Annotated in this window: 18 protein-coding genes; 7 read left to right on the forward strand and 11 right to left on the reverse strand. The window is 48.0% G+C overall.

Going from position 1 to position 21,729, the window contains the following annotated elements; all coding sequences use genetic code 11:
* Positions 1 to 96: 96 nt before the first annotated feature.
* Positions 97 to 744, forward strand: a complete 648-nt coding sequence (locus tag ACMUEV_RS08230; RefSeq protein WP_190650556.1) for a hypothetical protein — start codon at positions 97 to 99, stop codon at positions 742 to 744.
* Between the two features lie 46 nt (positions 745 to 790).
* Here the strand turns inward: ACMUEV_RS08230 and ACMUEV_RS08235 are convergent, their stop codons facing one another.
* On the reverse strand, positions 791 to 3,400 hold the full coding sequence (locus tag ACMUEV_RS08235) for a CHAT domain-containing protein (RefSeq protein WP_190650558.1): 2,610 nt from the start codon (positions 3,398 to 3,400) through the stop codon (positions 791 to 793).
* A gap of 484 nt (positions 3,401 to 3,884) precedes the next feature.
* Here ACMUEV_RS08235 and ACMUEV_RS08240 point away from each other — a divergent pair, with 484 nt between their 5' ends.
* From ACMUEV_RS08240 to ACMUEV_RS08250, 3 genes are all read left to right on the forward strand, one after another.
* Entirely contained in the window at positions 3,885 to 4,484 is a 600-nt protein-coding gene (locus tag ACMUEV_RS08240) for a superoxide dismutase (RefSeq protein WP_017289583.1), read from the forward strand.
* Between the two features lie 175 nt (positions 4,485 to 4,659).
* A complete protein-coding gene (gene dxr, locus ACMUEV_RS08245; RefSeq protein WP_190650560.1) occupies positions 4,660 to 5,832 on the forward strand; it encodes a 1-deoxy-D-xylulose-5-phosphate reductoisomerase in 1,173 nt (390 codons plus the stop codon).
* 198 nt (positions 5,833 to 6,030) lie between these two features.
* The gene (locus tag ACMUEV_RS08250; RefSeq protein WP_017289581.1) at positions 6,031 to 6,228 is read left to right on the forward strand and encodes a hypothetical protein; all 198 of its coding nucleotides are present in this window, start codon (positions 6,031 to 6,033) and stop codon (positions 6,226 to 6,228) included.
* A gap of 114 nt (positions 6,229 to 6,342) precedes the next feature.
* On the opposite strand, the gene ACMUEV_RS08255 is transcribed toward ACMUEV_RS08250, so the two are convergent.
* Positions 6,343 to 7,317 carry a GH25 family lysozyme gene (locus tag ACMUEV_RS08255; RefSeq protein ID WP_190650562.1) on the reverse strand — a complete coding sequence of 325 codons (975 nt, stop codon included), beginning with the start codon at positions 7,315 to 7,317 and terminating at the stop codon, positions 6,343 to 6,345.
* Between the two features lie 88 nt (positions 7,318 to 7,405).
* On the reverse strand, positions 7,406 to 8,356 hold the full coding sequence (locus tag ACMUEV_RS08260) for a GDSL-type esterase/lipase family protein (protein WP_242044347.1): 951 nt from the start codon (positions 8,354 to 8,356) through the stop codon (positions 7,406 to 7,408).
* A gap of 176 nt (positions 8,357 to 8,532) precedes the next feature.
* Between ACMUEV_RS08260 and ACMUEV_RS08265 the strand changes: the two genes are divergently transcribed.
* Complete coding sequence (locus ACMUEV_RS08265) at positions 8,533 to 8,673, forward strand: hypothetical protein (RefSeq protein WP_026148803.1); 141 nt, start codon at positions 8,533 to 8,535, stop codon at positions 8,671 to 8,673.
* Between the two features lie 459 nt (positions 8,674 to 9,132).
* On the opposite strand, the gene ACMUEV_RS08270 is transcribed toward ACMUEV_RS08265, so the two are convergent.
* The 5 genes from ACMUEV_RS08270 to ACMUEV_RS08290 all read right to left on the reverse strand — a co-directional run bounded on the left by ACMUEV_RS08270 (position 9,133) and on the right by ACMUEV_RS08290 (position 15,129).
* Positions 9,133 to 10,356, reverse strand: a complete 1,224-nt coding sequence (locus tag ACMUEV_RS08270; RefSeq protein WP_190650564.1) for a sugar ABC transporter permease — start codon at positions 10,354 to 10,356, stop codon at positions 9,133 to 9,135.
* Positions 10,353 to 11,171, reverse strand: a complete 819-nt coding sequence (locus tag ACMUEV_RS08275; RefSeq protein WP_017289575.1) for an ATP-binding cassette domain-containing protein — start codon at positions 11,169 to 11,171, stop codon at positions 10,353 to 10,355. Before ACMUEV_RS08275 ends, ACMUEV_RS08270 begins: the two co-directional genes overlap by 4 nt.
* A gap of 82 nt (positions 11,172 to 11,253) precedes the next feature.
* On the reverse strand, positions 11,254 to 12,402 hold the full coding sequence (locus tag ACMUEV_RS08280; RefSeq protein WP_190650566.1) for a sugar ABC transporter substrate-binding protein: 1,149 nt from the start codon (positions 12,400 to 12,402) through the stop codon (positions 11,254 to 11,256).
* Positions 12,403 to 12,460: 58 nt separating this feature from the next.
* Positions 12,461 to 14,092, reverse strand: a complete 1,632-nt coding sequence (locus tag ACMUEV_RS08285) for an iron uptake porin (RefSeq protein WP_190650568.1) — start codon at positions 14,090 to 14,092, stop codon at positions 12,461 to 12,463.
* A gap of 236 nt (positions 14,093 to 14,328) precedes the next feature.
* Positions 14,329 to 15,129, reverse strand: a complete 801-nt coding sequence (locus tag ACMUEV_RS08290) for a cobyrinic acid a,c-diamide synthase (protein WP_239741197.1) — start codon at positions 15,127 to 15,129, stop codon at positions 14,329 to 14,331.
* Positions 15,130 to 15,413: 284 nt separating this feature from the next.
* Between ACMUEV_RS08290 and bchD the strand changes: the two genes are divergently transcribed.
* On the forward strand, positions 15,414 to 17,450 hold the full coding sequence (gene bchD / locus ACMUEV_RS08295; RefSeq protein WP_017289571.1) for a magnesium chelatase ATPase subunit D: 2,037 nt from the start codon (positions 15,414 to 15,416) through the stop codon (positions 17,448 to 17,450).
* A gap of 620 nt (positions 17,451 to 18,070) precedes the next feature.
* Here the strand turns inward: bchD and ACMUEV_RS08300 are convergent.
* The gene (locus tag ACMUEV_RS08300; protein ID WP_017289570.1) at positions 18,071 to 18,658 is read right to left on the reverse strand and encodes a peptidoglycan-binding domain-containing protein; all 588 of its coding nucleotides are present in this window, start codon (positions 18,656 to 18,658) and stop codon (positions 18,071 to 18,073) included.
* Between the two features lie 118 nt (positions 18,659 to 18,776).
* On the opposite strand from ACMUEV_RS08300, the gene ACMUEV_RS08305 reads away from it, so the two are divergent.
* Positions 18,777 to 19,619 carry an ADP-ribosylglycohydrolase family protein gene (locus ACMUEV_RS08305; RefSeq protein ID WP_017289569.1) on the forward strand — a complete coding sequence of 281 codons (843 nt, stop codon included), beginning with the start codon at positions 18,777 to 18,779 and terminating at the stop codon, positions 19,617 to 19,619.
* Between the two features lie 19 nt (positions 19,620 to 19,638).
* On the opposite strand, the gene ACMUEV_RS08310 is transcribed toward ACMUEV_RS08305, so the two are convergent.
* Entirely contained in the window at positions 19,639 to 20,421 is a 783-nt protein-coding gene (locus tag ACMUEV_RS08310) for a ZIP family metal transporter (RefSeq protein WP_190650569.1), read from the reverse strand.
* Positions 20,411 to 21,649 carry a 2'-O-glycosyltransferase CruG gene (cruG, locus tag ACMUEV_RS08315; protein WP_242044348.1) on the reverse strand — a complete coding sequence of 413 codons (1,239 nt, stop codon included), beginning with the start codon at positions 21,647 to 21,649 and terminating at the stop codon, positions 20,411 to 20,413. The genes ACMUEV_RS08310 and cruG overlap by 11 nt, the downstream gene beginning before the upstream one ends.
* Between the last annotated feature and the right edge of the window lie 80 nt (positions 21,650 to 21,729).

Here is a 21,729-nt window from a genome sequence, read left to right on the forward strand (position 1 = left end):
GCGCGATCGCTGAATCGGGCATTATTAGCCAAATAAAGAAATTTTCTGTAGTACAATTTCAAACCGACTGTTGACGTTGAACGCAAGATACTCAATATGGGCAATCCATCCAACACCCTGAAATCTGTCACCCGCCCACACCCTGTGAGACAATCTGCACGTCAAAAAGCTGTGAAGCCGCCATCTACTGCAAAACGATCGACTTCTCGCTTCTTGCTGCACTTTGCCCAACGCCATCCCTTCATCTGCTTATTTGCAACTTGGGGTGCAATTCTGTACTTTGGCTGGCTCGCTGCTCGGGGACTGACCTACACCAATTCCGCTCCGCTTGAAACACCCAAACCTCAAGCCACTGCCAAAGCTCCACAAGCCAATTCGCACATCCCGACTCCTGCCAGCTCATTTGGACTATTAGCGATCGTCGCGGGCAGTTGCGCCTTGACTTCCGTCGTGCTGGCGAAGCAGTTGCGACCTGTGAAATCAAGCCCTAAAACCCCGGCAAGGTCTGTCGTCATTCAACCGAAACCTGTAAAATCGCGCGAAATGACCAGTTCACGCCGACCTCGAATGCCGATTCCGCAAGCGAATCTCCCAACGCCTCCAACTCGACAAGCCGCAGCAACTGCGAAAGCAACGTTCAAGCGATCGACTCCTCCGCCTGTCCCTATTTCTGAACAAGAGAATGCATTGGAAATGCAAGATCCTAGCTTGGCAGAAATGTTGGATATCCGTCGGCAAGCGTAATGCGGTTTGGATTGAGAAAAACCGAACAACAGAGAGTTTTGCTGTTTTATTTCACAGCAATCAATGCTTTCCAGTCGGCGATCGCAGCTTCACTCCAGAGCCAGTTCTTACTCAAGCCACTGATTTGAAAGTCCTGCCCTGCTTCTCGCAGTAAACGATCGCGGGTTGCTACTGCCTGCTGTCTCAGCTGATTGCGCTGATTTCCCGTCTGAGACTGCGCTGTTTTATTGGCAACTAATGCTAACCCAGCCAACGCCGTACGTCGATCCAGTTTGCCTGCATCTCCTGCCTGTGCTGCCAGCTTCTCAGCATTGAGCCAAGTTCTTCCGGCACGACCAAAATTACCTTGAGCGTAGTAAACAAACCCCAAAGCATTGAGCGTCTGAGGTGTACGATTCCCTGCCAGCGAGGTTTCAAAAAATCGCTGAGCATCATCTAATTTGTAATTGCTCTTCCTCGCCTGCACCGATTGCCAAGCAATTCGTCCCAATAGGAAATTCGCGGTTGGATTATCGCGTCGTTTGTCGGCAGGAACATTTTGAATCGCCGTCTCCGCAGCCACTAATTCACCATTATTCAGCAACTCTTCGATCGCATCTTGTCCCTGACGCAGATTTCCCTGAGCCAGTGCAGTTGTCGCAGTCGCAACCAGATTGTTCGATCGACTGACATTTGCGCCTGGAGATTGGTTGATCTGGCTAATATTATCAATCAACTCACTCGGAGAAGGAGTCGTCGAAGCGCGCCAAGTCGAAAAGCCCCAAACCCCCAAAACCGCAGCCGCAGCCGTTCCTAAAATGCCAGCGAAAATCCAAGGACGACGAGGACGCGGAGCCGAGGGCGCTTTCATCTCCCCGAAAATCCGATTCGGCATTGGCTCCTCGAAGGTCACATCCTCGACATGCAGTTCAGGCACAACGGGATTGGGGGACGGTTGTACTGCGCTGCCATTGCTCCCACTGCCCAAATTGTGCGCGGTTTCCAGTCGTTGCAGGTTGCGACGGGCATCGCTCAAACTCGGCTCATGCTGAAGTGCCATCTTGTAAGCCACGATCGCTTCTGTTGGACTGCCTAATTTTTCTAAGACGACGCCCATTTCACTGAAGGCTTCAGCGCATTGCGGATCAAGCTCGATCGCGCGACCATACGCAATGATTGCCCCCGTCAAATTCTCAGCTTGGGCGCGCATTCGACCGACTGCGAGGCAATCCTCGGGATTTTGCAGCGTTGATTCGTCAGTCGTCACTGAGAGTGGTTCAAAGAATGGTTCTGCGGCTCTAGCTTGAGAAAAAGGATTCTCAGTTGGCTCATGCAGTTCTTGCAGTAATTCGAGCACCGCTTGACGATCGCTATCTTCAGGATCAGCAAATTCTAGATCGTCAAACAACATTTCCGCCTCGTCTAAGTCAGCGGGATCATTTGCGATCGCGAGGGGATCAAATGCAAAATTTGCGGGTTGCGGCTCTTGTCCTGCATTCGTCATTGAAGGCAGCGCAGTCGGTTGCAGATAGCCATCAAAATCAGGATGCAGATAAAGGATCGGCAATGCCCAATACAACTGATTCGAGCCATAAGATGACAGCAATCCTTGACGCGCTCGGCTGAGACTTAAATCGATCGGATAGCGCTGCTTCAAATTGCGATAAAACAAACGGCTAAGCGTCAATGCCACATCATCTGGAATTCGCTCCGCCATTGCCAAAACCGCCGGAATTCCCCGCTTCAGCAAGGCATCGGTTAAATTGCTCGACTCCGTTTCATTCGTCGGATCAGCGGTCGCCGTATAAACCCCTCGGCAAGAATTAAACACTGCCATACGAATGCCATTATTCACAAGCAATCCAGCCAGATCATCGCCGCTGAGAACTTCAGTCAGTCCAGTACGATCGCTGACGAGATATAAATCTCCGCCTGCCAAACCTAAATTGCTGTGACCCGCATAATGCAAGACCTGATAATGCCCTTGCTCCAACGCTTGCGTCAATTGCTCACGTCCAGGCTGATCCAAAATCGTCAGGTCAATTTTGCCATTTGCCTCTTCTTTCAATTCATCGCGCAAATGATTCGCTTCTCGGCGGAGTTCCAAGACTTCTTGATCCGTCGGAGCCGCCAAAACCATGAGAATTCTCAGCGGCTGATTTGCATCGATTACCGTCGCAGATCGATGTGGCTGCAAAATCGTCCCCATCGGCGCAAATGCCGCCTGATAGCGCGAAAACACCACATCGGTTCCCGTGGCTAAAGGACGTGCCCCTGCGTGCAACACTTCCCAGGGCAAACGAGGCAAGCGATCTCCTTTCAGTCCTAATCTCAATCTCAAGCCTTCGCGACGATTCTGCGCAATCCCCTGCGCTGTGACCCAGCTATCCCGAATCGTCCCTTGAAATAGTGCATTGTAGAGTTTCTGACCTAATTCAACGAGATTGGGAGAAAGGGCATCGCTGCCCGTTGCCGATGGACTGAGCGATCCCATTCTGCCCCGCAGAATTCCCAACAGCGGATCGTGCATCAATTGACGTGCCTGTTCGAGCCACTCTTCGACTTGCCAAGTGACGAGTTCCTCCGCCAAAGGAACGCCCGGTGAGACGCGCTCTGTTCTCACCAAATATTCATCGCCCCGAACTGGCGTAACAGAAATGTAGAACTCCTGATTCACTCGACACCCTCCGTCAACCTGACTGGTTTCGACTTGCCCCCACCTGAAGACAATTCGATCCTAATTTCTAATAACCGCACATGATCGTCATCGGTCAGGGAAAATTCTGAATTTACACGATCACACCTATTAGCATTGCAAATTTTGACGCGATCGATAGCAAAGTCATTGGCATCCTGACGAACAACTCCACGAGTAGACTGAACGTTTACTTAAACGTTACTGAAAGTTCAAGAAAACTTTGTCTCATCTTTAAGTATTCCCACCCAGAGTCTCCGGAGAACAAGCGTAAATTCTAGGAAGAAGGAATGGTAGATGCACCCTGATTTATTGCCCTCGTCCATGCCTAGTGGACAGGGCTTTTTTGGTTTTCGGTGTGATTCTAACCTTGCCCCCTCGCTTTTGAGATAGAATTTTCAGGGTTAAGTAATGTTTCTGCCCCGCAATCGACGGCAGATTTTAGATCTAGAGAGGAACTGGACACATGGCATTCACACAACCCCCTTTACCGTTTCCAAAAGATGCACTTGAGCCATATGGCATGAAGGCAGAAACATTTGATTATCACTACGGTAAGCATCATGCAGCTTACGTTACCAACTTGAATAAGTTGGTAGAAGGAACGCCGATGGAAAGCCTATCGCTAGAAGATGTGATCAAACAGTCGTTTGGGGATTCCTCGAAAGTGGGCGTATTTAACAATGCGGCTCAAGTTTGGAACCACACCTTCTTCTGGAATTGCCTGAAAGCAGGCGGCGGTGGCGCACCGACAGGTGAACTGGCAGCCAAAATCGATGCTGCATTCGGTAGCCTTGACAAGTTCAAAGAAGAGTTTAGCAATGCGGCTGCAACTCAATTTGGCAGTGGTTGGGCATGGTTGGTAGACGATGGCGGTACGCTAAAAGTGACCAAAACTCCGAATGCAGAGAATCCTCTGGTGCATGGTCAAAAGCCTTTGTTGACGTTGGATGTTTGGGAACACGCTTACTACTTGGATTTCCAAAATGCACGTCCTGCCTTCATCAAGAACTTCTTGGATAATTTGGTCAACTGGGATTTTGTTGCTCAAAACTTAGCTGCTTAAAAACAGATTGGTCAGAATTGTGATGAAGAGTGAGGTGAGTTTTCTGCCTCACTCTTTTTTTTAGGGAAGCAAGACGAGGCTGAGGATTTCTGTTAGTCGTATCGTCAGGGTTTGAATTTTCCTTTGATCCCCGTAAGCCCGTAAAATACGGAATGAAGTGTCAAACAACTAACCCGTGAAAGCAATCACCCTCCTTGGTTCAACCGGATCGATCGGGACACAAACGCTGGATATCGTATCCGAGCATCCTGATCAGTTTCGCATTGTCGGAATGGCGGCTGGGCGGAATGTCGAACTCTTTGCCCAACAAATTCGCACTTTTCGTCCCGAAATTGTTGCGATTTGTGATGAGAGCAAATTGACCGAATTGAAAGACGCGATCGCGGACTTGACTCCACAGCCGATTATCTTATCTGGCGAATCTGGAGTGGTGGATGTGGCGCGCTACGGCGATGCAGAATCAGTTGTGAGCGGGATTGTGGGATGTGCGGGATTGTTGCCGACTCTAGCCGCGATCTCAGCCGGGAAAAACATTGCCTTAGCCAACAAAGAAACCATCATTGCAGGCGCGCCTGTGGTGCTGCCCTTGATGAAAAAACATGGCGTGAAGATGCTGCCTGCGGATTCAGAACATTCTGCAATCTTCCAATGTTTGCAAGGTGTGCCTGAGGGAGGTCTGAGAAAAATTATTCTCACCGCTTCAGGTGGTTCGTTCCGCGATCTGCCCGTGGAAAAGCTCGCATCGGTCACGGTTGCAGATGCGCTCAAACACCCGAATTGGTCAATGGGACGCAAAATCACGATCGATTCTGCCACGCTGATGAACAAAGGCTTAGAAGTGATCGAAGCTCATTATCTATTCGGCGTGGACTATGACGATATCGAAATTGTGATTCATCCACAGAGCATTATTCACTCTTTGATTGAGTTGCAAGATACTTCGGTGTTAGCTCAACTGGGGTGGGCAGATATGCGCTTGCCTTTGTTGTATTCCTTGTCTTATCCCGATCGCGTTCCGACCAACTGGGAACGCTTAGACCTTGTGAAGCTCGGAACCTTAACCTTCCGTGCGCCGGATCACGCGAAGTATCCTTGCATGAAGCTTGCTTATGCAGCAGGTCGAGCAGGTGGCTGTATGCCTGCGGTCTTGAATGCAGCCAATGAACAAGCAGTCGCACTCTTTTTAGAAGAAAAAATTGGCTTCTTGGACATTCCGCGCTTGATTGAAGCAACCTGCGATCGTTACACCACTCAAAACCGCTCAACCCCAACGCTTGAAGAGATTCTAGCTGCGGACGCATGGGCACGTGAAACAGTTGTAGCAACTAGCCAACTTGTCCAAGTTTAGCGATCGTAACTTTACTATGGTAAGCGAGAATTCGTGCAATCAAAATCTGCTTAAGAAAGCAATAAAACCCTGACATCTTAACGCTTTCTTTTAGTCAAACAATATTTTGAGGTGCCATACTGGGGAGCAGTTTCTCAATCTCATCCCTTGGATAGGTGACTGTCCGATTTTCTGCCCCCTCGCTTACTCACATATCGCATGAATTCCTTCAACCATTTCCCCTGGTGGGACTATCTCAATCAACATTTATTCGATTCCGAGCGCCCGTTTATTTGGAGCTTTGAGAAGTTCCGGCATGTGAATCGAGTGCAGAAACTTGAACGCTGTTGGGAACAGTCAGAAGTTCGTCTATTAGAACGCTGTTGGCAACAAGAAACAGACGAAAAAAACTTCTAGCAGCCAAAGATTAATCCTTGCCAGTTCTATCGTTTGGCAAGGATTCTTTGTTTCAATGACTGATGACGATCGCGCTGGCTCTTGAGTAATTCACCCTAGTACTGCGGGTAGATTCTATAGCTGCCTCCACCGTCTAGCAAACTCATCCAAGGTCGATTTCGGAATTTGACTCTGTAACCATTTCAAAGATGAATCTTGATGAGCTGCACCTCGGTAGGACTTACAGACATTGATTAAATCGATGGGGAGCGGTGCAGGAGGAACGCTTGGGCTAGTTTTTTGCAGTGCACTCCAAGTCGCCGCTCCAACAATGCCATCAGTGAGTAAGCTCTTTGCTTTCTGAAAAGCAACAACTTGCGCTTTCGTTTTGGGTCCAAAATCTCCATCTGGTGTGCCTAGGTCAAAGCCTTGAGCTTTCAGTAAAGATTGCATTTCTTGAACGACATTGCCTTCACAGCCTTGTCTTAACGGAATGCGACCTTTCAACAGCTTTTGCAGTCCATCTAAATCCCCATTAAATTGATTGAGATCGACATTTCCAACAATGCCGCGCAGGGTTCCAGATTCCGAATATTGATGAAATACCCAAAGCTTCCAAGCTGAAGGAATATACGGTCTTCCAGGTGTCCCAAAGTTCGCGACCCACAGTGGGTATTCCGAAAATCTGGCGGTATTGCCAAGTTTATCTTCCCAGAACGAAGGATAAGTGTAGAGAATTGGTTTGCGTCCTGTTTTCGCTTCAATGATTTCTAACCATTTCAACGCTCGATCGATGACCACACTTGCGCTCTGTCCATCATTGATCTCTAGATCGAGTACTGGAGGTAAATCGAAATCTTCGATCGTTTGCACCGTTTTCAAAAAGTTATCGGCTTGCTGAGCGGGATCTCGACCCGGACGAAAGAAGTGATATGCTCCGCGGACAATTCCGACCGATCGCATTCCTGACCAATTTCGGGCAAACTTCTCATCGCTGCTAGTCACACCTTCTGTGGCTTTCGCAAATCCATAAAAGACGCTTTGGCTCGCAACCGTTGCCCAGTTGACATCTTCTTGATAAGCCGAAATATCAATCCCTAATAGAGCCATTCTTCAAACCTCTGAAACCTTGCTGTACTAAATTCACGATCGATCAGGAACATTCCTCAAGCTTGCCGAAGATCATCGGAAAGATCGATTAAATTGCTTGAAGCAGCCATTCACTGACGATCTGATTCCCACCTTGACTTAAATGAATGTGATCTCGATAAAGTGTTTCTGGGGAAGCCGATTTTGCTGCGCCTGCAAAGATCGCTAAGAAGTCAATGTACTTAATTTGCTCAGTTTGAGTCATATCCATTAATCGTTTTCGGGCAACAATTTCATACTCTCGCGAACCTGGTGGTGTTAATTCCCTCAACAACGGGGTCATTGCTAAGACGAATTCCGCATGATTGCGATGTGCAAGGTCGCGAATTTCTCGAATTGCATCTAAGATTATGCCGACGCGATCGCCGCCTTCAGCCTGGATTTTTTTGAATGCCTCGGGCATGGCGGGCGCAGGTAAAAGGTATCGATCGAGGACTTCTTGAATTGCACTCATCGGTTTGCGATCGGGATAGTTGCGATCGCGTCCGACTCCTAAAGAAGTAGGCTGCGTTCCAAATAAATCGTCGGTATTGATGACTAAAATAATGACTTCTGCATTGAAAGTTCCGAATCGTTTGAGATACGCTAATTCATTCCGAGGCGACCAAGAATTTGCCGAAGCGTTTAGGACTTCCAGTTTGCCATGAGCCGTCCCCAAGCGCTGCATGACTTCCGAAATGACATCTTTTTGATCTGTCCACCAGCCGCCGTTAATAATCGAATCCCCAAGCAGCAAAATTCGTTTCGCTTCAGGTTTCGGGGTGAAATTTGGCGATCGCATGGAAAATTGATTCGTCTCGATCCGGTTGCCAAACCGCTTGACTGACTGATTCGGAGCGAGCAGATAGCCAATCTCAGGATCAGCGACATAAAGCAGCGGATCGCCAAAACCAAAGAGAATTCTCAGGGCGATTTCGAGCAGGATGAGAACGGTTGCCAGAAGCGCGATCGTGATGCTGAGCCAAGTCATTCCGGGGCAGTGTGTGATTTGCTCTACCATCTTGACCGCTGAGTGCAAAATTGATGCAAAAATTCGGTCAAGATACGGAGATTATTTAAACTTATTTGAGCAGAAAGATAAAATAATGCTTGAGAAAGAAGGATGTAGAAAAATCTATGAATTACCCTAAAGGAAAATCACCGACCTTTTACTAAACGTTACGGAGTGTTGCACTCATGTCAGACCTAAATCGTGGGATTATGAAGTTCGAGGGCGCAGACAGTCCGCTTGTGATTGCTATTTCTGCGGCTCTTATTCTCGGCAGTATCGGCGTGCTAATTTTATGGGCACTTCGCTCTGCCTACCTGTTAGGTTAGTTAGCTTGATTTCGTTTACTCAAAGATTAGAGAGCTTGCAATCTGTAGGCTCTTTTTTATTTTTTTATTTAGCGTGAATTCGGGATAAGAGATTTCACCGTTCGCTAGCCGCCCAAACGTCAATCTGAACTGACGTTATTTAGGGCGATCGCAAAACTCTCGTTCTATCGGATCAGCATTCGGATGTGTTCATCGAACATTTGACTATAAGTAGATGGGCGTAATCCAACATCAGTTCGGCGCATTCTCTCGCTTCGTTGCTCACTCGCCCCGGAATGAATTCGGGGCTAACAATGCGAAGTCCGCTTCGGGACTAACAGCCAATAGAAACACTTTCTTCAGTGGGTTTCAACCCACTTCGCACAGTTAGCCCGAACTTCCAGTTCAGGGCGGGACGCAAACGAGAGCGACGATCTTTAGCTTGAAATTCACCAACCAAGCTTTTAGATGTGCTGAGAACTATTTGCCTCGTATCGGATTCGATCGACGTACTAAGGCATCCGCTGTCACTGCTAGAACTAGCACAATTCCCTGAACAATGTTCTTTACACTCTGATCTTGGTTGAGCAAATCTAGTCCATTGTCCAAGCTCCCAATCACAAGCGCGCCTAAAATGACTGCCCAGACTGAGCCGCGACCGCCGAATAAACTAACCCCACCAATGACTGCTGCCGCGATCGCATTTAACAATAACGTTGCACTAATCTGAGTCGCGACTGCTGTACTCCGCGAAGTCAGCATAATTCCGGCGACTGCTGCTAGCATTGATGCCAATGTAAAGACTGCCATCTTCATGCCAATGACATTAATGCCCGCTCGTCTTGCCGCTTCTTCATTACCACCAACTGCATAAAGATGCCGACCAAACAGCGTTTTTCTCAGAACGAGCCAGAGCGCAACAACAATTCCAAGCGAAATCATCACCGATTGCGGCACACCTTGATAAGTCTGGAACAAGAACACGATCAGAAATACGATCGCGAAAATTGCTGCAACTTGAGCCAGAAGGGTTGAAGATCGTTTCACAGGCAATCCTGCTTGCAGTCGTTTCCGCCGTTCATACCAGACCCCGATCGCATAAAGTGCCGCGAGCACAATCGGAATCCCCCAACCTAAAACCGGATTTAAATAAGTGGGAGCCAGCGATCGGATCACAGGATCACGAACAATCAGCGTGGTTTGTCGCCCTAGAACTAATAGCAAGAATCCAGCATATCCAATCGATCCTGCTAGGGTCACAATAAACGACGGGACGCGCAGAATTGCAATAAAAAAGCCGTTGACTAACCCAATGATTGCACCTGCGACTAACGCGGCTAAAATCGACGGAATTGCACCCCAGTTTTGATAGACCGAAAGCGTCGCCATGATGGCTGCACAAGCTTGTGCGACGGCTGCTAGGCTCAAATCAATCTCGCCGAGTAAAAGCACTAAAACAGCAGCAGTACTGAGAATACTAATTACAACAATCTGCTGAGTCAGATTCGTCAGATTCCGAGCTTGGAGAAAGATGCCACTCGTTGTAAGTTGAAAATATAGCGTGATCAATGCAAGCGTAACGAGAACGGGGATAAATCCTAGATCACCCCGCATCAGAGAACTTAAAGTAAATTTCGATCGAGAACTTTGTGGATCGCTCATTTCAGCATTCGCTGAAGCTCGATCGTTCGCATCTGTTTTCATAATATTTCGGGTTGAGGATCGCGATATTCTGCGCCTGTGATGGCAGCAACAACTTGTTCTGATGTAGAACTCTGAATGTCAAACGTTGCACTTCGTTGTCCTAACCGCATGACAATCACGCGATCGCAGACTTCAAAGACATCATGTAAGTTATGCGAAATAACGACGACTGCTAAGCCTTGTTGTTTGAGCCGTTGGATCAAGTTGAGGACTTGGCGAGTCTGAGCCACACCTAAAGCTGCGGTCGGTTCGTCGAGAAGAACAACTTTCGGCGATCGCAGAATCGTTTTCGCGACTGCAATACATTGCCGTTGTCCACCTGATAGGGCAGCAACCGGACGGCGAACCGATGGAATTTTCACATCCAGGAGTTTGAGAACTTCGATCGTGCGGCGCTCCATTTCAGTCTCATCGAGAACCTTGAGAACGCCTGGAATCAACCAGCGATAGGCTTCTCGCCCTAACCAGAGATTGCCAACCACATCGAGATTGTCACAGAGCGCGAGGTCTTGATAAACCGTTTCAATGCCGAGACGGGTCGCATCTTGAGGTGAAGCGATCGAGACTCGCTCTCCGTTGAGAAAAATTTCACCCGAATCCGGCACATAAGCGCCTGACATGGTTTTCACGAGCGTAGACTTTCCTGCCCCGTTATCGCCAACTAAACCCACGACTTCGCCTGCATAGACTTCAAAATCGACATTCTTGAGAGCTTGTACCCCTCCAAAAGATTTGCAGATGTTGCGGAGTTCTAGCGTCGGTCGAGTTGAGCTTGAAGACGCTTCTGATTGTGTTGATAAAACTGAGTTACTCATAGAGATGTTGTAGTTGCAAGAATTCTATGTAAACGAGAAGTTGGAGTTCTGAAAAAACTCCAACTTCCGAGGATCTCAGCTTTTAACTTCTACAAAGTCCAGTTGTATCCCCATTTAGCCCATTGCAGACCTGCTCCTTCTTCAAGAATCCATCTGCAAAAACTGTCTGCTGAACATTCGTCTTATCGACTGCGATCGGAGCAAGCAAGACTGATTTCACTTGTCCTCCGCCCTGCTGCAAATTCGTCTGTCCGTTCACCAAACTTCCTGGATCAGTGCCATTGCTCAAAGCTGCAACTAATTGCGCCGTTGCCTCCGCTTCTTTTGCGATCGGCTTATAAACCGTCATCGCCTGATCGCCTGTCAGAATATTCTGAATGCCCGTCAAAGTTGCATCCTGACCTGTGACTAGCACTTTTCCATCTAGCTTCTGCGCTCTCAATGCTGCAATGACCGTATTGGCTAAACCATCATTGGCAACATAAGCCGCTTGAACGTTGTTCTTTTGCTGTGTCAACACTCCTTCCATCAATGATTGCGCTCTCGCACTATCCCAGTTTGGCGTGTATTGATCAAACACCAAATTTAAGTCTTTACTATCAACTAATGGCTGCAAAGCTTTCAATGCTCCTTCTCGGAACTGCAACGCATTGCTATCCGTTTGTGAGCCATTGATCATGACTAGATTCGCGCCGCGCTTTAAGCCGTACCCTCCCTTGCGATACTGATCAGCAATGTACTGCCCTTGCAGCTCACCGACTCGTACATTGTCGAATGAGACATAGTAAGCCACATCTGGATCTTGAATTAAGCGATCGTATGCAATCACTGGAACCTGACTTGCTTTTGCTTTTTGCACGATCGCAGACGCTTTCTCACTGTCATTGGGATCAACAACGAGAATACAAGCGCCTTTGGTCAAAGCTGCATCCGCTTGATTTTGTTGAGTGTCTGCATTGTTATTCGCATTGGCATATTGAATGGTTGCGTCAGGCAAGACCTTCTTGATTTCCCGCTCTAACAAAGGACGATCGTATGCCTCATAGCGCGCTGAAGAATCTGATTCAGGCAAAAGAATTCCAATGTTTTTACAGCCTTTCGCAGCAGTGAAGCTGGCTGAAGTTGCGGGCGCATTATTTGCAGTGGGTGTATTTGAATTGCTGCAAGCTGAAAAAAACAACAGACCGAGTAAAGGAAGAAATTTAGAAGTTGCTTTGAGAATTACGTTCATAGCTGTGTGTCCTAAAGGTCAAAACTAGGAGCACTCTCTGCTCCTAGTTTGAGATCTACTAAAAAGAGAAAACTGTCCGAACAACACCAATCACCGCATCGTTATTGTTCTCGTTGTAGTCTGGATTCGTCACCCAGATCACACCGGGTGTGATCGAAATGTTGTCATTGATGCGATAGCGGTAAAAAGCTTCTAAGTGCAGAGAAGTATCGCGATCGCGAAATCCCAAATCACTCCGCGTCAATTTTGGCTCTTGTCCAACCAATAAGCCTCCCAAATTGCCCTGCTTAAACAAGTCAGGGAACGCCAAAGTCACCGCCCAATTCCAAACATCTCCACGCCCGCGCCCAATATAATTATGATTGGCATAGCCAACCCATCCACCTAGCGCAAACTTCGGTGACACCTGAAAGTTTCCAGAAATTCCATAGGCGTTGATACTCACCGCACTATCGAAGTTACTATTTGCGAGATTACTTCCCGTTGCACTCAGGTTAAACGGATCATCCGGCTGAAGATTCGCACCAAATGGAGCATACGCATTGATGTAAGTAAACCCAATCCGTGAACTTGGACTCAAGTTAAGGATCAACTGCGCCAGCGCCCCATATTGACCATTAAACAAGCCGTTTTTATCAGTGGGAATCGAAGCATTCGGAACGAGATAGCCTAAGTTGACCTCAGCCGCTGTCCCAATCCTTTGACGTACACCAATGCCTGCTCCGCCCGAATAGTTGTAGATCGGATTCCGCAAGCCAAACAGGGAGACTGCACCGCCATCAAAGTAAGGATTAAGCTGTGAAGACGCATCCAAGTCTACAAAGCCATTTCCGGTTGCTGCTAAATAGACATCCGTGCTCTCTGTCAATGGGAAGCGGTAGCGGAGGAGTGCAATACTCGCTGATCCACCACTATCTCCATCAAACTCTAGTCGCCCCATGTTCGTACCGAGTACTCCTAAGCCTCGCACTCCGGTCGGACTTGTGGCATCTTGAGTCGTCTGCCCCAAGGGCGTAATGTTGTTTGCCTGAATTCGAGTCGTGAGCAAATCTCGCCCAGAAAAGCTGGTATTGAGATTCAACCGCACTCGATAACCAAGCGTTGGATTTCGCTCGGCTTCGGTTCCATTGGCATTGTCTCCACTGACTACACTGGAAGCGGCAATGATCACTTCACCTTGAAGTTTTGTGGTCGTTGAGAATTGTTGCCTTTCTAACGTTCCAGTGCGAGTTTCCAATGCATCGACTCGTCCGCGCAAGGTTGCAAGTTCAGTTGCAAATTCTTGCTGAAGCCTTTGCAGCGTTGCGAGGTCTTCTTTCTTGACTAAATCTGCCGTTGAAGCTGCGATTAGCTCGTTGACGCGATCGAGACAAGCATTCAATCCTGCCGCGAACTCAAATCGGGTCAAAGCCCGATTGCCGCGATACGTGCGATCGGGATATCCCGCAATACAGCCATAGCGCTCGACTAGAGACTGCAAAGCCTGAAAAGCCCAATCCGTCGGTCGAACATCCGATAACTGCGAAACCGAGGTCACTTGTCCTGCATTATTTTCAAGCGGTTGAGGATTTGCAGGAACGATTGGGGAAATTTGAGCAACAAGATTAGGGGTTTCCGCAGCACGAACACTAATTGCTGAAACAAGAAGTGAACTAACAGTAACAGCACAGGTTAATAAATGAAGTTTCACAAGTCATCCTCACAGTAAAAAATTGACCCTGCAGCAATGTGCAGCACCAAAAATAAGCTGAATTTCAACCGAATAAAATTCCAGAATGACGATCACCAACTCTGTTGCTTTATGAGAAGTATGAGAGTGATCCTGATAGGTTTGAGATTAATTTTTTTCTGCAAACGATTTCGTCTATCTGGAGACTGAACAGTCGAATTTACAGTGACATTTGAATTCAAATTTCTTTACAGTTTTCAGTAGGGGAAAACCGCTTCAGAATCGCGATTAAAAATATAATCATGATCAAATACGACTGCGTCCGGATGCCGAATGACAGAGAAGCCAAACTGAATAATTGCTTCAGTTGTAAACGTTGCGATCGCGAGTTCTATCAACTTTTTATCTGATATACTGGGTCGCTCGACAAAGTAGTCACGGCGGGCAAAAAAGAGCTTTTCGTCTCTTGGCACAATGATCTGATTGAGCCGATGAGTGCGCTGAATTGGCTTTAAATACAGTGTGATAAATTCTTCTTGATTATGTTGCAATCTGTAAAGTCTTTCGTGTTGCAACCAGCTCATCCGAAACAATAATTTAACCAATTCAAAGCCTAAAACATAGTTAAAAATATTATTTCTTTCTTCAGTACTGACGACGACACGGAGTGCTGATTCTAAAATTAATTCCGGTTGCCTTCTCGCATCTTGAGCAGAATGAATATAGAACTGTCGAATATATCCTCTTAATAAGCGTTCAGATAGCTCAGTGGTAATGTGAAAGCGATCGAGATTATTTTTGACTTTCTGCCGAATCTCATGATTTTCGATCAGCTTAGAAATCAGTCCATTTGCCGTATATTCATCTAAAAATTCAGCTTGCACCTCTGGCGAAGCTGCACACAGCAAGTGACAGAGCGAAAGCACATAGCGTCGCTGATTCCACGGCAAACTTTCCGCCCACTGTTTTGCTTCGGGCGGTAGCTTGTCGAGAACATTTTCGATCGCATCAGCATTTGCAGGATGAGTCATTCGACGATCGGAGAAAGCAGGAAACATTCAATCAGTGTGCCCAAAAAAAGCAGCGACATGATGTCGCTGCTATAAAGAGGTATTTTCTTGATTCGTGTACAGATCACTGTACGAGCAGTTGTCTTGCAATGACAAACAGTCTTTACGATTTTCAGGAGGCTCATAGCCCTTGCTTCGGGGCAGTCCTTCTCGATTCACTATAAAAAGTTTCGCGATCCAAGACTTCACCTGATCGGATTACCTGACCGGGCGAGTTCGCGTAACTTCCCGGATCTTGGTATTGTGGATCAAGATAAATATCCGAAATTTCAATGCCTTCTACGATCGACTCCCAAGTGACTGCTTTTCCTCTTGCTGCCGTTGTCGGGCAGGAAGCGATCAAATTAGCGCTGCTGCTGGCAGCGGTTGATCCAGGCTTAGGTGGCGTGGTGATTGCTGGACGACGCGGCACAGCAAAATCCGTCATGGCACGCGCGATTCATGCCTTATTGCCCCCGATCGAAGTGGTTCAAGATTCGATTAGTAACTGTGAACCTAATGCGATCTCCGAGTGGGATGATCTTACGCTGGAGAAATACGGCAGCACTGAAGAAGTGCCGACTGAAATTATTCGCGCGCCCTTTGTGCAGATTCCTTTGGGGGTCACTGAAGATCGATTGCTCGGTTCAGTTGATGTCAGCCAATCGATTAAGCAAGGTGAAACGGTTTTTCAGCCTGGGTTGTTGGCTGAAGCAAATCGAGGCGTATTGTACGTCGATGAAATTAATTTATTAGATGATCAAATCTCTAATTTATTGCTCTCTGTTCTGACCGATGGGCGCAATCAGATTGAGCGCGAAGGCATTAGCTTTCAACATCCTTGCCGACCTTTGTTGATTGCAACTTACAACCCGGAAGAAGGGAATTTAAGAGAGCATTTACTCGATCGCATTGCTATCTCACTTTCAGCCGACATGGTGTTGGGATTAGACGATCGCATTCAAGCCGTCGAACAAGCCACCCGCTATTCTGATTCGCCTCAGGCTTTCTTAACGCAGTACACCGAAGATATTGACGCACTGAAAACGCAGATTATTTTGGCTCGCGAATGGCTGAAAGATGTGCAGATTAGTGCAGAGCAAATTGAATATTTAGTCACTGAAGCCGTGCGAGGCGGTGTGCAAGGGCATCGAGCCGAATTGTTTGCTCTAAGAGTGGCAAAAGCTCATGCCGCTTTAGACGGGCGCACTGCTGTAAATGCTGAGGATTTGAGAAAAGCAGTTGAATTAGTGATCATTCCGCGATCGACGATCGTTCAACAAGCTCCCCCTGAAGAAGCGCCTCCTCCCCCTCCCCCGCCTCAAGATCAGTCGGATCAAGAGCAAGACCAGCAAGAAGACCAAGACGATCCAGAAGACGAATCGGAAGATCAACCCGAACAAGACACGCCAAACATTCCCGAAGAGTTCGTGTTTGATCCTGAAGGAGTGATTCTCGATCCGGAAGTGCTGTATTTTGCTCAGATGGCAACGCGGCAAGGAAAATCGGGAAGTCGCACGATCGTATTTTCAGAAGATCGAGGCAGATATATCAAACCGATGTTGCCCAAAGGCAAAGTGCGCCGGATTGCTGTTGATGCGACTTTGAGAACAGCCGCTCCTTATCAGCGATCGAGAAGACAACGCGCGGATCAAGTCCTACCCGGTCGTAAGCGAGTCTTCGTTGAAGAAAGTGACATTCGGGCGAAACGACTGGCTCGAAAGGCTGGAGCCTTGATTGTATTCGTGGTCGATGCGTCTGGCTCAATGGCACTGAATCGGATGAATGCTGCCAAAGGTGCAGTATTGCGCTTACTCACCGAGGCATATCAAAACCGAGATCAAATTTCGCTGATTCCCTTCCGAGGTGAGCAAGCTGAGGTCTTATTACCGCCAACGAGATCGATCGAAGCCGCAAAACGCAGACTCGATCGCTTACCGTGCGGCGGCGGTTCTCCCTTAGCACATGGCTTAACCCAGGCAGTTCGAGTCGGATTGAATGCAAAACAGTCCGGCGATATTGGACAAGTCGTGATTGTGGCAATTACCGATGGTCGAGGCAATATTCCGCTGGCGCGATCGCTCGGTGAAACTTTGCCTGAAGGTGAAAAGCCGGATATCAAAGGTGAACTGTTAGAGCTTGCCGCAAAAATTCGCGCCTTGGGGATTCAGTTGCTCGTCATTGACACCGAGAATAAATTTATCTCAACTGGATTCGCGAAAGAGTTGGCGAAGCAAGCAGGCGGAAAATATCATCATTTGCCGAAAGCCTCAGATGCCGCGATCGCAGGAGTTGCGCGCAATGCTATCTCAGATATTAAGACTCGTTAGTACGGAGTCCTGTCGTGCTAGTCGATTGAAACATCTCGGGTGATCGCCTCTCATGTTGGTGAAGCTCTAGCCCGAGAGAATGTTTTAAAAGTAATCTATGAAAAAGCCCTGGGGAGATGGGGAGAATCCAGACGCGGATCACTCTCTACCAGCTTTATTTGTAGTGAACGGCTAGAAACGCGCGAAGCCGAACTGCGGTAAACATGTCAAAGGGTCTGGCGACTTGCCAGACCCTGAAAAAATGGTGGTCACTTAAGTTGTCAAGGTGTATCGAACAAACAACAGATAAGGTGGACAAAATCGCAAACAGTCTAATCAACAATCTCCCCGAATCAGCCGAACCAGGCTGTAGTTTTCGCTAGTTCAAATTTGCGACTCAAATAAAGCGGAATTGAAGTGAGAATCTTGAGTGCAGTTGAGACTAAGGTGAAGTTCGATCGGTGAAATATCTTTCAGGATTTGCGAGGGATTAAAGCGGGAGACACGGGCTTTAATCGGCTTGGGAGAAGGGTTTGAACTTCTCTTGTGTCTTGAATATAAAGTAGCATCCTCATCCCCGAGTCGCGCACCTGTTTTACTAAAGTTCACTCCATGTTACCGATCGCAATATTTCTCTCAACCTACCGCAAAATCGCTGCCCAAGTTGCGCCGCCGACAATACCATCCGCTTCGAGTCCAAACTTCTGCTGTGCCGCTTTTACCGCTTCCTCGGTTCCGGCTCCAAAGACCCCATCGACTTCACCGTCATAAACGCCGATCGCTCTTAATCGACTCTGCAATCCCCGCACACTTTCACCCGTGGCTCCGCGTCTTAAAATTGGAAACTCGGTGGAAGCGGGTGCAGTAGTTTCAACCCGACGTGGCGCAGTGGGATCAGGATTCGCTGGGGGCGCGACAGGTTCATTGGAGGGAAATAAGCGATTCCAGGTCGCAGCGCCAACAATGCCATCTGCATCCAGTCCAGCGACTTGTTGAAAGCGTCGGACGGCTTGAGCAGTGCTTTCATCAAATACACCATTGACCGAGCCGCCATAATAGCCCAATAGCTTTAAGGTACTTTGTAATTCGGTAACATCTGCCCCTTGGCTTCCTAGGCGGATAATGTTTCGGGCTGGAGTCTGGCTCAATCCAGGATGGATAATCGTAGCCGTAAGAGCGATCGCGAGTGTGAAGAGAAACAGCGATTTGATAAATCGGGTTGGCATCATAGAAAGAAGTTGAAGACGAATCATGGGACGCATGGCGAGGAGCTAAAGTTGCAGAATAAAAACGGTGAGAAATGAACCAAATCAGCGAGAATTCTACACTAGGTTTCGGAAAATAATCATGCAATCTGCACTTCTCTATCGATTTCAAGCAACAATGATGGGCGCGATTATGGGAGAGATGATCGGCATTCAGGCATCGGGTCGCCTGCCGTCGCGTCACTATTCTCTAGAAGATCTAATGGAGTTTTATGCAGAATCTTTGATTGATCCCAGTCGTATCGAGAATTCTAGCGATCCGATTTTCCGAGAACCCCTGACGAATGCGGAAGCAGCGATCGCGCTTCTCCCCGTATTTTTGTATTTCCATGATGACTTTACAAAACTGCGGCAGAATCTCCAAACTGTTCTGAAAGTTTGGCAAAATTTGCTGATCTCAGAGTTGGATCTCTTAGCGATCGGATACACGATCGCTCAAGCCTTGAAAGGCGATCTCAATCCGCGCCGTTTAGTTTCTCCCATGTTTGAAGCATTGCTAGCTCCACCCGAAGGAATTCCCAGACTTCAACGATTGCAGCAAGTGGAAACGATGGTGCAACAGAAAGTGGGATTAGAAGATGCGGTGCAGTTAATTCTGACCTTGAGTGAAGCGACGACTGGAGATGCCGCGATCGCACTTGCACTCTATTGTTTTCTCAGCACGGCAGGAGATTTTAGATTATCGATTTTGCGGGCGGCTCAGACGCGATATCAGGTTCCTGGAGTCACTGCTTTAACAGGTGCGCTATCGGGAGCATTGAATAGCACGATCGGTCTGCCCGCAGATTGGCGAATGACCTTGAATCAAGAGGAGCATATTCGCCAAATTTGTACGCGATTGTTAGCAAGCTGGTCGGGAATGTATCACTTGAATGATGAGAATATGCGATCGCCCAGTGCTCAAAGTATTACGGCTCCGCGCTAGTGGGGAGTGGGGTGAATGACTACCCTAATGCCACATCTAAGAACAACATCAATACAAATCCAATCATCACGCCTAACGTCGCCTGCTTCTCGATTCCCAAGCGATGCGACTCTGGGATAATTTCATCACTAATCACAAACAGCATCGCTCCGGCTGCAAATGCCATTCCCCACGGCAAAATTGCGGCGGCGATCGACACGACTGCTGCACCGATTACGCCACCAATCGGCTCTGCTAATCCGGTTAATAACGCCACGCCAAACACACTGCGACGACGATATCCTTCTCCTAAAAGCGCGATCGCAACAACCAATCCTTCTGGAAAATTCTGCAATCCGATTCCCAAAGTCAGCGCAATTCCATTCGCAACATCGCCACCGCCAAATCCGACTCCAACCGCCAATCCCTCTGGAAAATTGTGCAGCGTAATGGCAATGATAAATAACCAGACCTGCCGTAATCGATTCGCTTGGGCTGAACCTTCCGATCCTTTAATAAAATGCTCATGTGGAAAATAGCGATTTGAGCACCAGAGGAACCCACCCCCCAATAAGATTCCAGCAACGACGATCGCGGCTGCGCTCAAGTGATTTGCACCCAGTTTCTCAGCCGCTTCTATTCCCGGAATCACCAAGGAAAACGAAGTCGCGGCTAACATCACTCCCGCCCCAAACCCCAGAAGTGCACCTTGAGTTTGAGGCGTAATTTCTTTGATGAAAAAGATCGGCAATGCCCCTGCCCCAGTTGCGAGTCCCGCAACAAGACTGCCAGCCAAACCTAGGAGCGTTACATTATCCCCCATAGGTTCGACCTCGCCAGCTTTTTGGCTTGCGAGTAGACGAGAGGAAAATTCTAAACACAGCGGCTGGATCAGCGAACGGAGACAGCCAGAACAATCCTGCTCCTTTCGCTTGAGCGCGATCGTAAGATTGCAAGATCGCCGCATTCAATCCCAATCGCATCGCAATCAAGGCTCCATTCAATCCCAACGTGATCAAAGCAGGCAAGGTTGTATTTCCAGAAGCAACGATCGCAGCCGTGAAAATCAGCAACGGAATCGGCAAGGCTTGCACTAATGTGAGAAATGCCAGATCCCCCCAAATTTGCGCCGAAGTTGAAGCATCCTTGAGATCGAGCGATCGCCCCCATTCTTCCCATGTTTCTTTCATGCCCTCATACATGCGAACCTTTAAAACATTCGCACCATCTAAGAACGCGACCTTTGCACCCGTTGCTGCAATATTTCGCACTAAGGTGACATCATCGCAGAAAGACCCTTTGGCGCTGGTATAGCCGCCAACTTTTTCTAACAGCGATCGCCGACAAAAGAAGCATTGCCCATTCGCCATAACTCGCTCCGGAGAACTTCCGACTTCTCCTGCTGCTCCAAATCGATACACCAAGGTCATCAATAAAGCAGGCTGTAACCAAAGCTCGCCGGGATACTTGAGAATGAACCGGGGCGAGAGGGTAATCAGGTCGAATCCTTCCCGATTCGCCATTTCGAGCAAGCTACAGACCAAACTCGGATGCGGAATCGTATCAGCATCAATCCCCAAAATCCATTCGCTATGAGAAGAACTTGCCAAGAATCCGTTGTGCAATGCCCAAGGACGACCCACCCAGTCTGAAGGCAGCGGAGGATCATTAATCAATCGAAATCGCGGATCAGTCGCTTGTGCGGCTCGGACTAAATCCGGCGTTTTGTCGGTCGATCGACTATCCACGATCGTAATTTCTCGCACCTCATACGTTTGGCGAGTCAGACCTTCTAGACAAGGCGCAATACGATCGGCTTCATTCAGCGTCGGCACAACGACACTCACCGCTCCGAAAAAGTTTGGATTCGGCAGTTGAGGTTGAAGCGGAGGACGACGCACAGCCCCTTTGAGCAATCGCGAGAGTAAAATCGCTGCCGCCGGAATTTGAATTGCTAACAGTACGAGGAAAAATACATCCTGAAATACAAAAGCCTGGGAATCAATCAATCCCAGGCAATAGATTCCGGTCTGTCCGATGAAATTCGTCAACCTTCCAACCCCTTAAAATCAAATGCTGTTCATTATTACAAGAAGGACGGGAAGGTAGAGAGAATGCGTGACTTTCTCTT

It is taken from the genome of Leptolyngbya sp. FACHB-1624 (assembly GCF_047649235.1).
GTDB lineage: Bacteria > Cyanobacteriota > Cyanobacteriia > Leptolyngbyales > Leptolyngbyaceae > Leptolyngbya > Leptolyngbya boryana.

Bases quoted from the DNA above. Each gene is read 5' to 3' on its own strand.
- ACMUEV_RS08265 (WP_026148803.1), top strand. From the start codon at position 8,533: ATGTCAGACCTAAATCGTGGGATTATGAAGTTCGAGGGCGCAGACAGT.
- ACMUEV_RS08270 (WP_190650564.1), bottom strand. From the start codon at position 10,356: ATGAAAACAGATGCGAACGATCGAGCTTCAGCGAATGCTGAAATGAGC.
- bchD (WP_017289571.1), top strand. From the start codon at position 15,414: ATGCCTTCTACGATCGACTCCCAAGTGACTGCTTTTCCTCTTGCTGCC.
- ACMUEV_RS08305 (WP_017289569.1), top strand. From the start codon at position 18,777: ATGCAATCTGCACTTCTCTATCGATTTCAAGCAACAATGATGGGCGCG.
- ACMUEV_RS08230 (WP_190650556.1), top strand. From the start codon at position 97: ATGGGCAATCCATCCAACACCCTGAAATCTGTCACCCGCCCACACCCT.
- ACMUEV_RS08260 (WP_242044347.1), bottom strand. From the start codon at position 8,356: ATGGTAGAGCAAATCACACACTGCCCCGGAATGACTTGGCTCAGCATC.
- ACMUEV_RS08240 (WP_017289583.1), top strand. From the start codon at position 3,885: ATGGCATTCACACAACCCCCTTTACCGTTTCCAAAAGATGCACTTGAG.
- ACMUEV_RS08280 (WP_190650566.1), bottom strand. From the start codon at position 12,402: ATGAACGTAATTCTCAAAGCAACTTCTAAATTTCTTCCTTTACTCGGT.
- ACMUEV_RS08300 (WP_017289570.1), bottom strand. From the start codon at position 18,658: ATGATGCCAACCCGATTTATCAAATCGCTGTTTCTCTTCACACTCGCG.
- ACMUEV_RS08250 (WP_017289581.1), top strand. From the start codon at position 6,031: ATGAATTCCTTCAACCATTTCCCCTGGTGGGACTATCTCAATCAACAT.
- ACMUEV_RS08290 (WP_239741197.1), bottom strand. From the start codon at position 15,129: ATGTTTCCTGCTTTCTCCGATCGTCGAATGACTCATCCTGCAAATGCT.
- ACMUEV_RS08275 (WP_017289575.1), bottom strand. From the start codon at position 11,171: ATGAGTAACTCAGTTTTATCAACACAATCAGAAGCGTCTTCAAGCTCA.
- ACMUEV_RS08255 (WP_190650562.1), bottom strand. From the start codon at position 7,317: ATGGCTCTATTAGGGATTGATATTTCGGCTTATCAAGAAGATGTCAAC.
- ACMUEV_RS08310 (WP_190650569.1), bottom strand. From the start codon at position 20,421: ATGGGGGATAATGTAACGCTCCTAGGTTTGGCTGGCAGTCTTGTTGCG.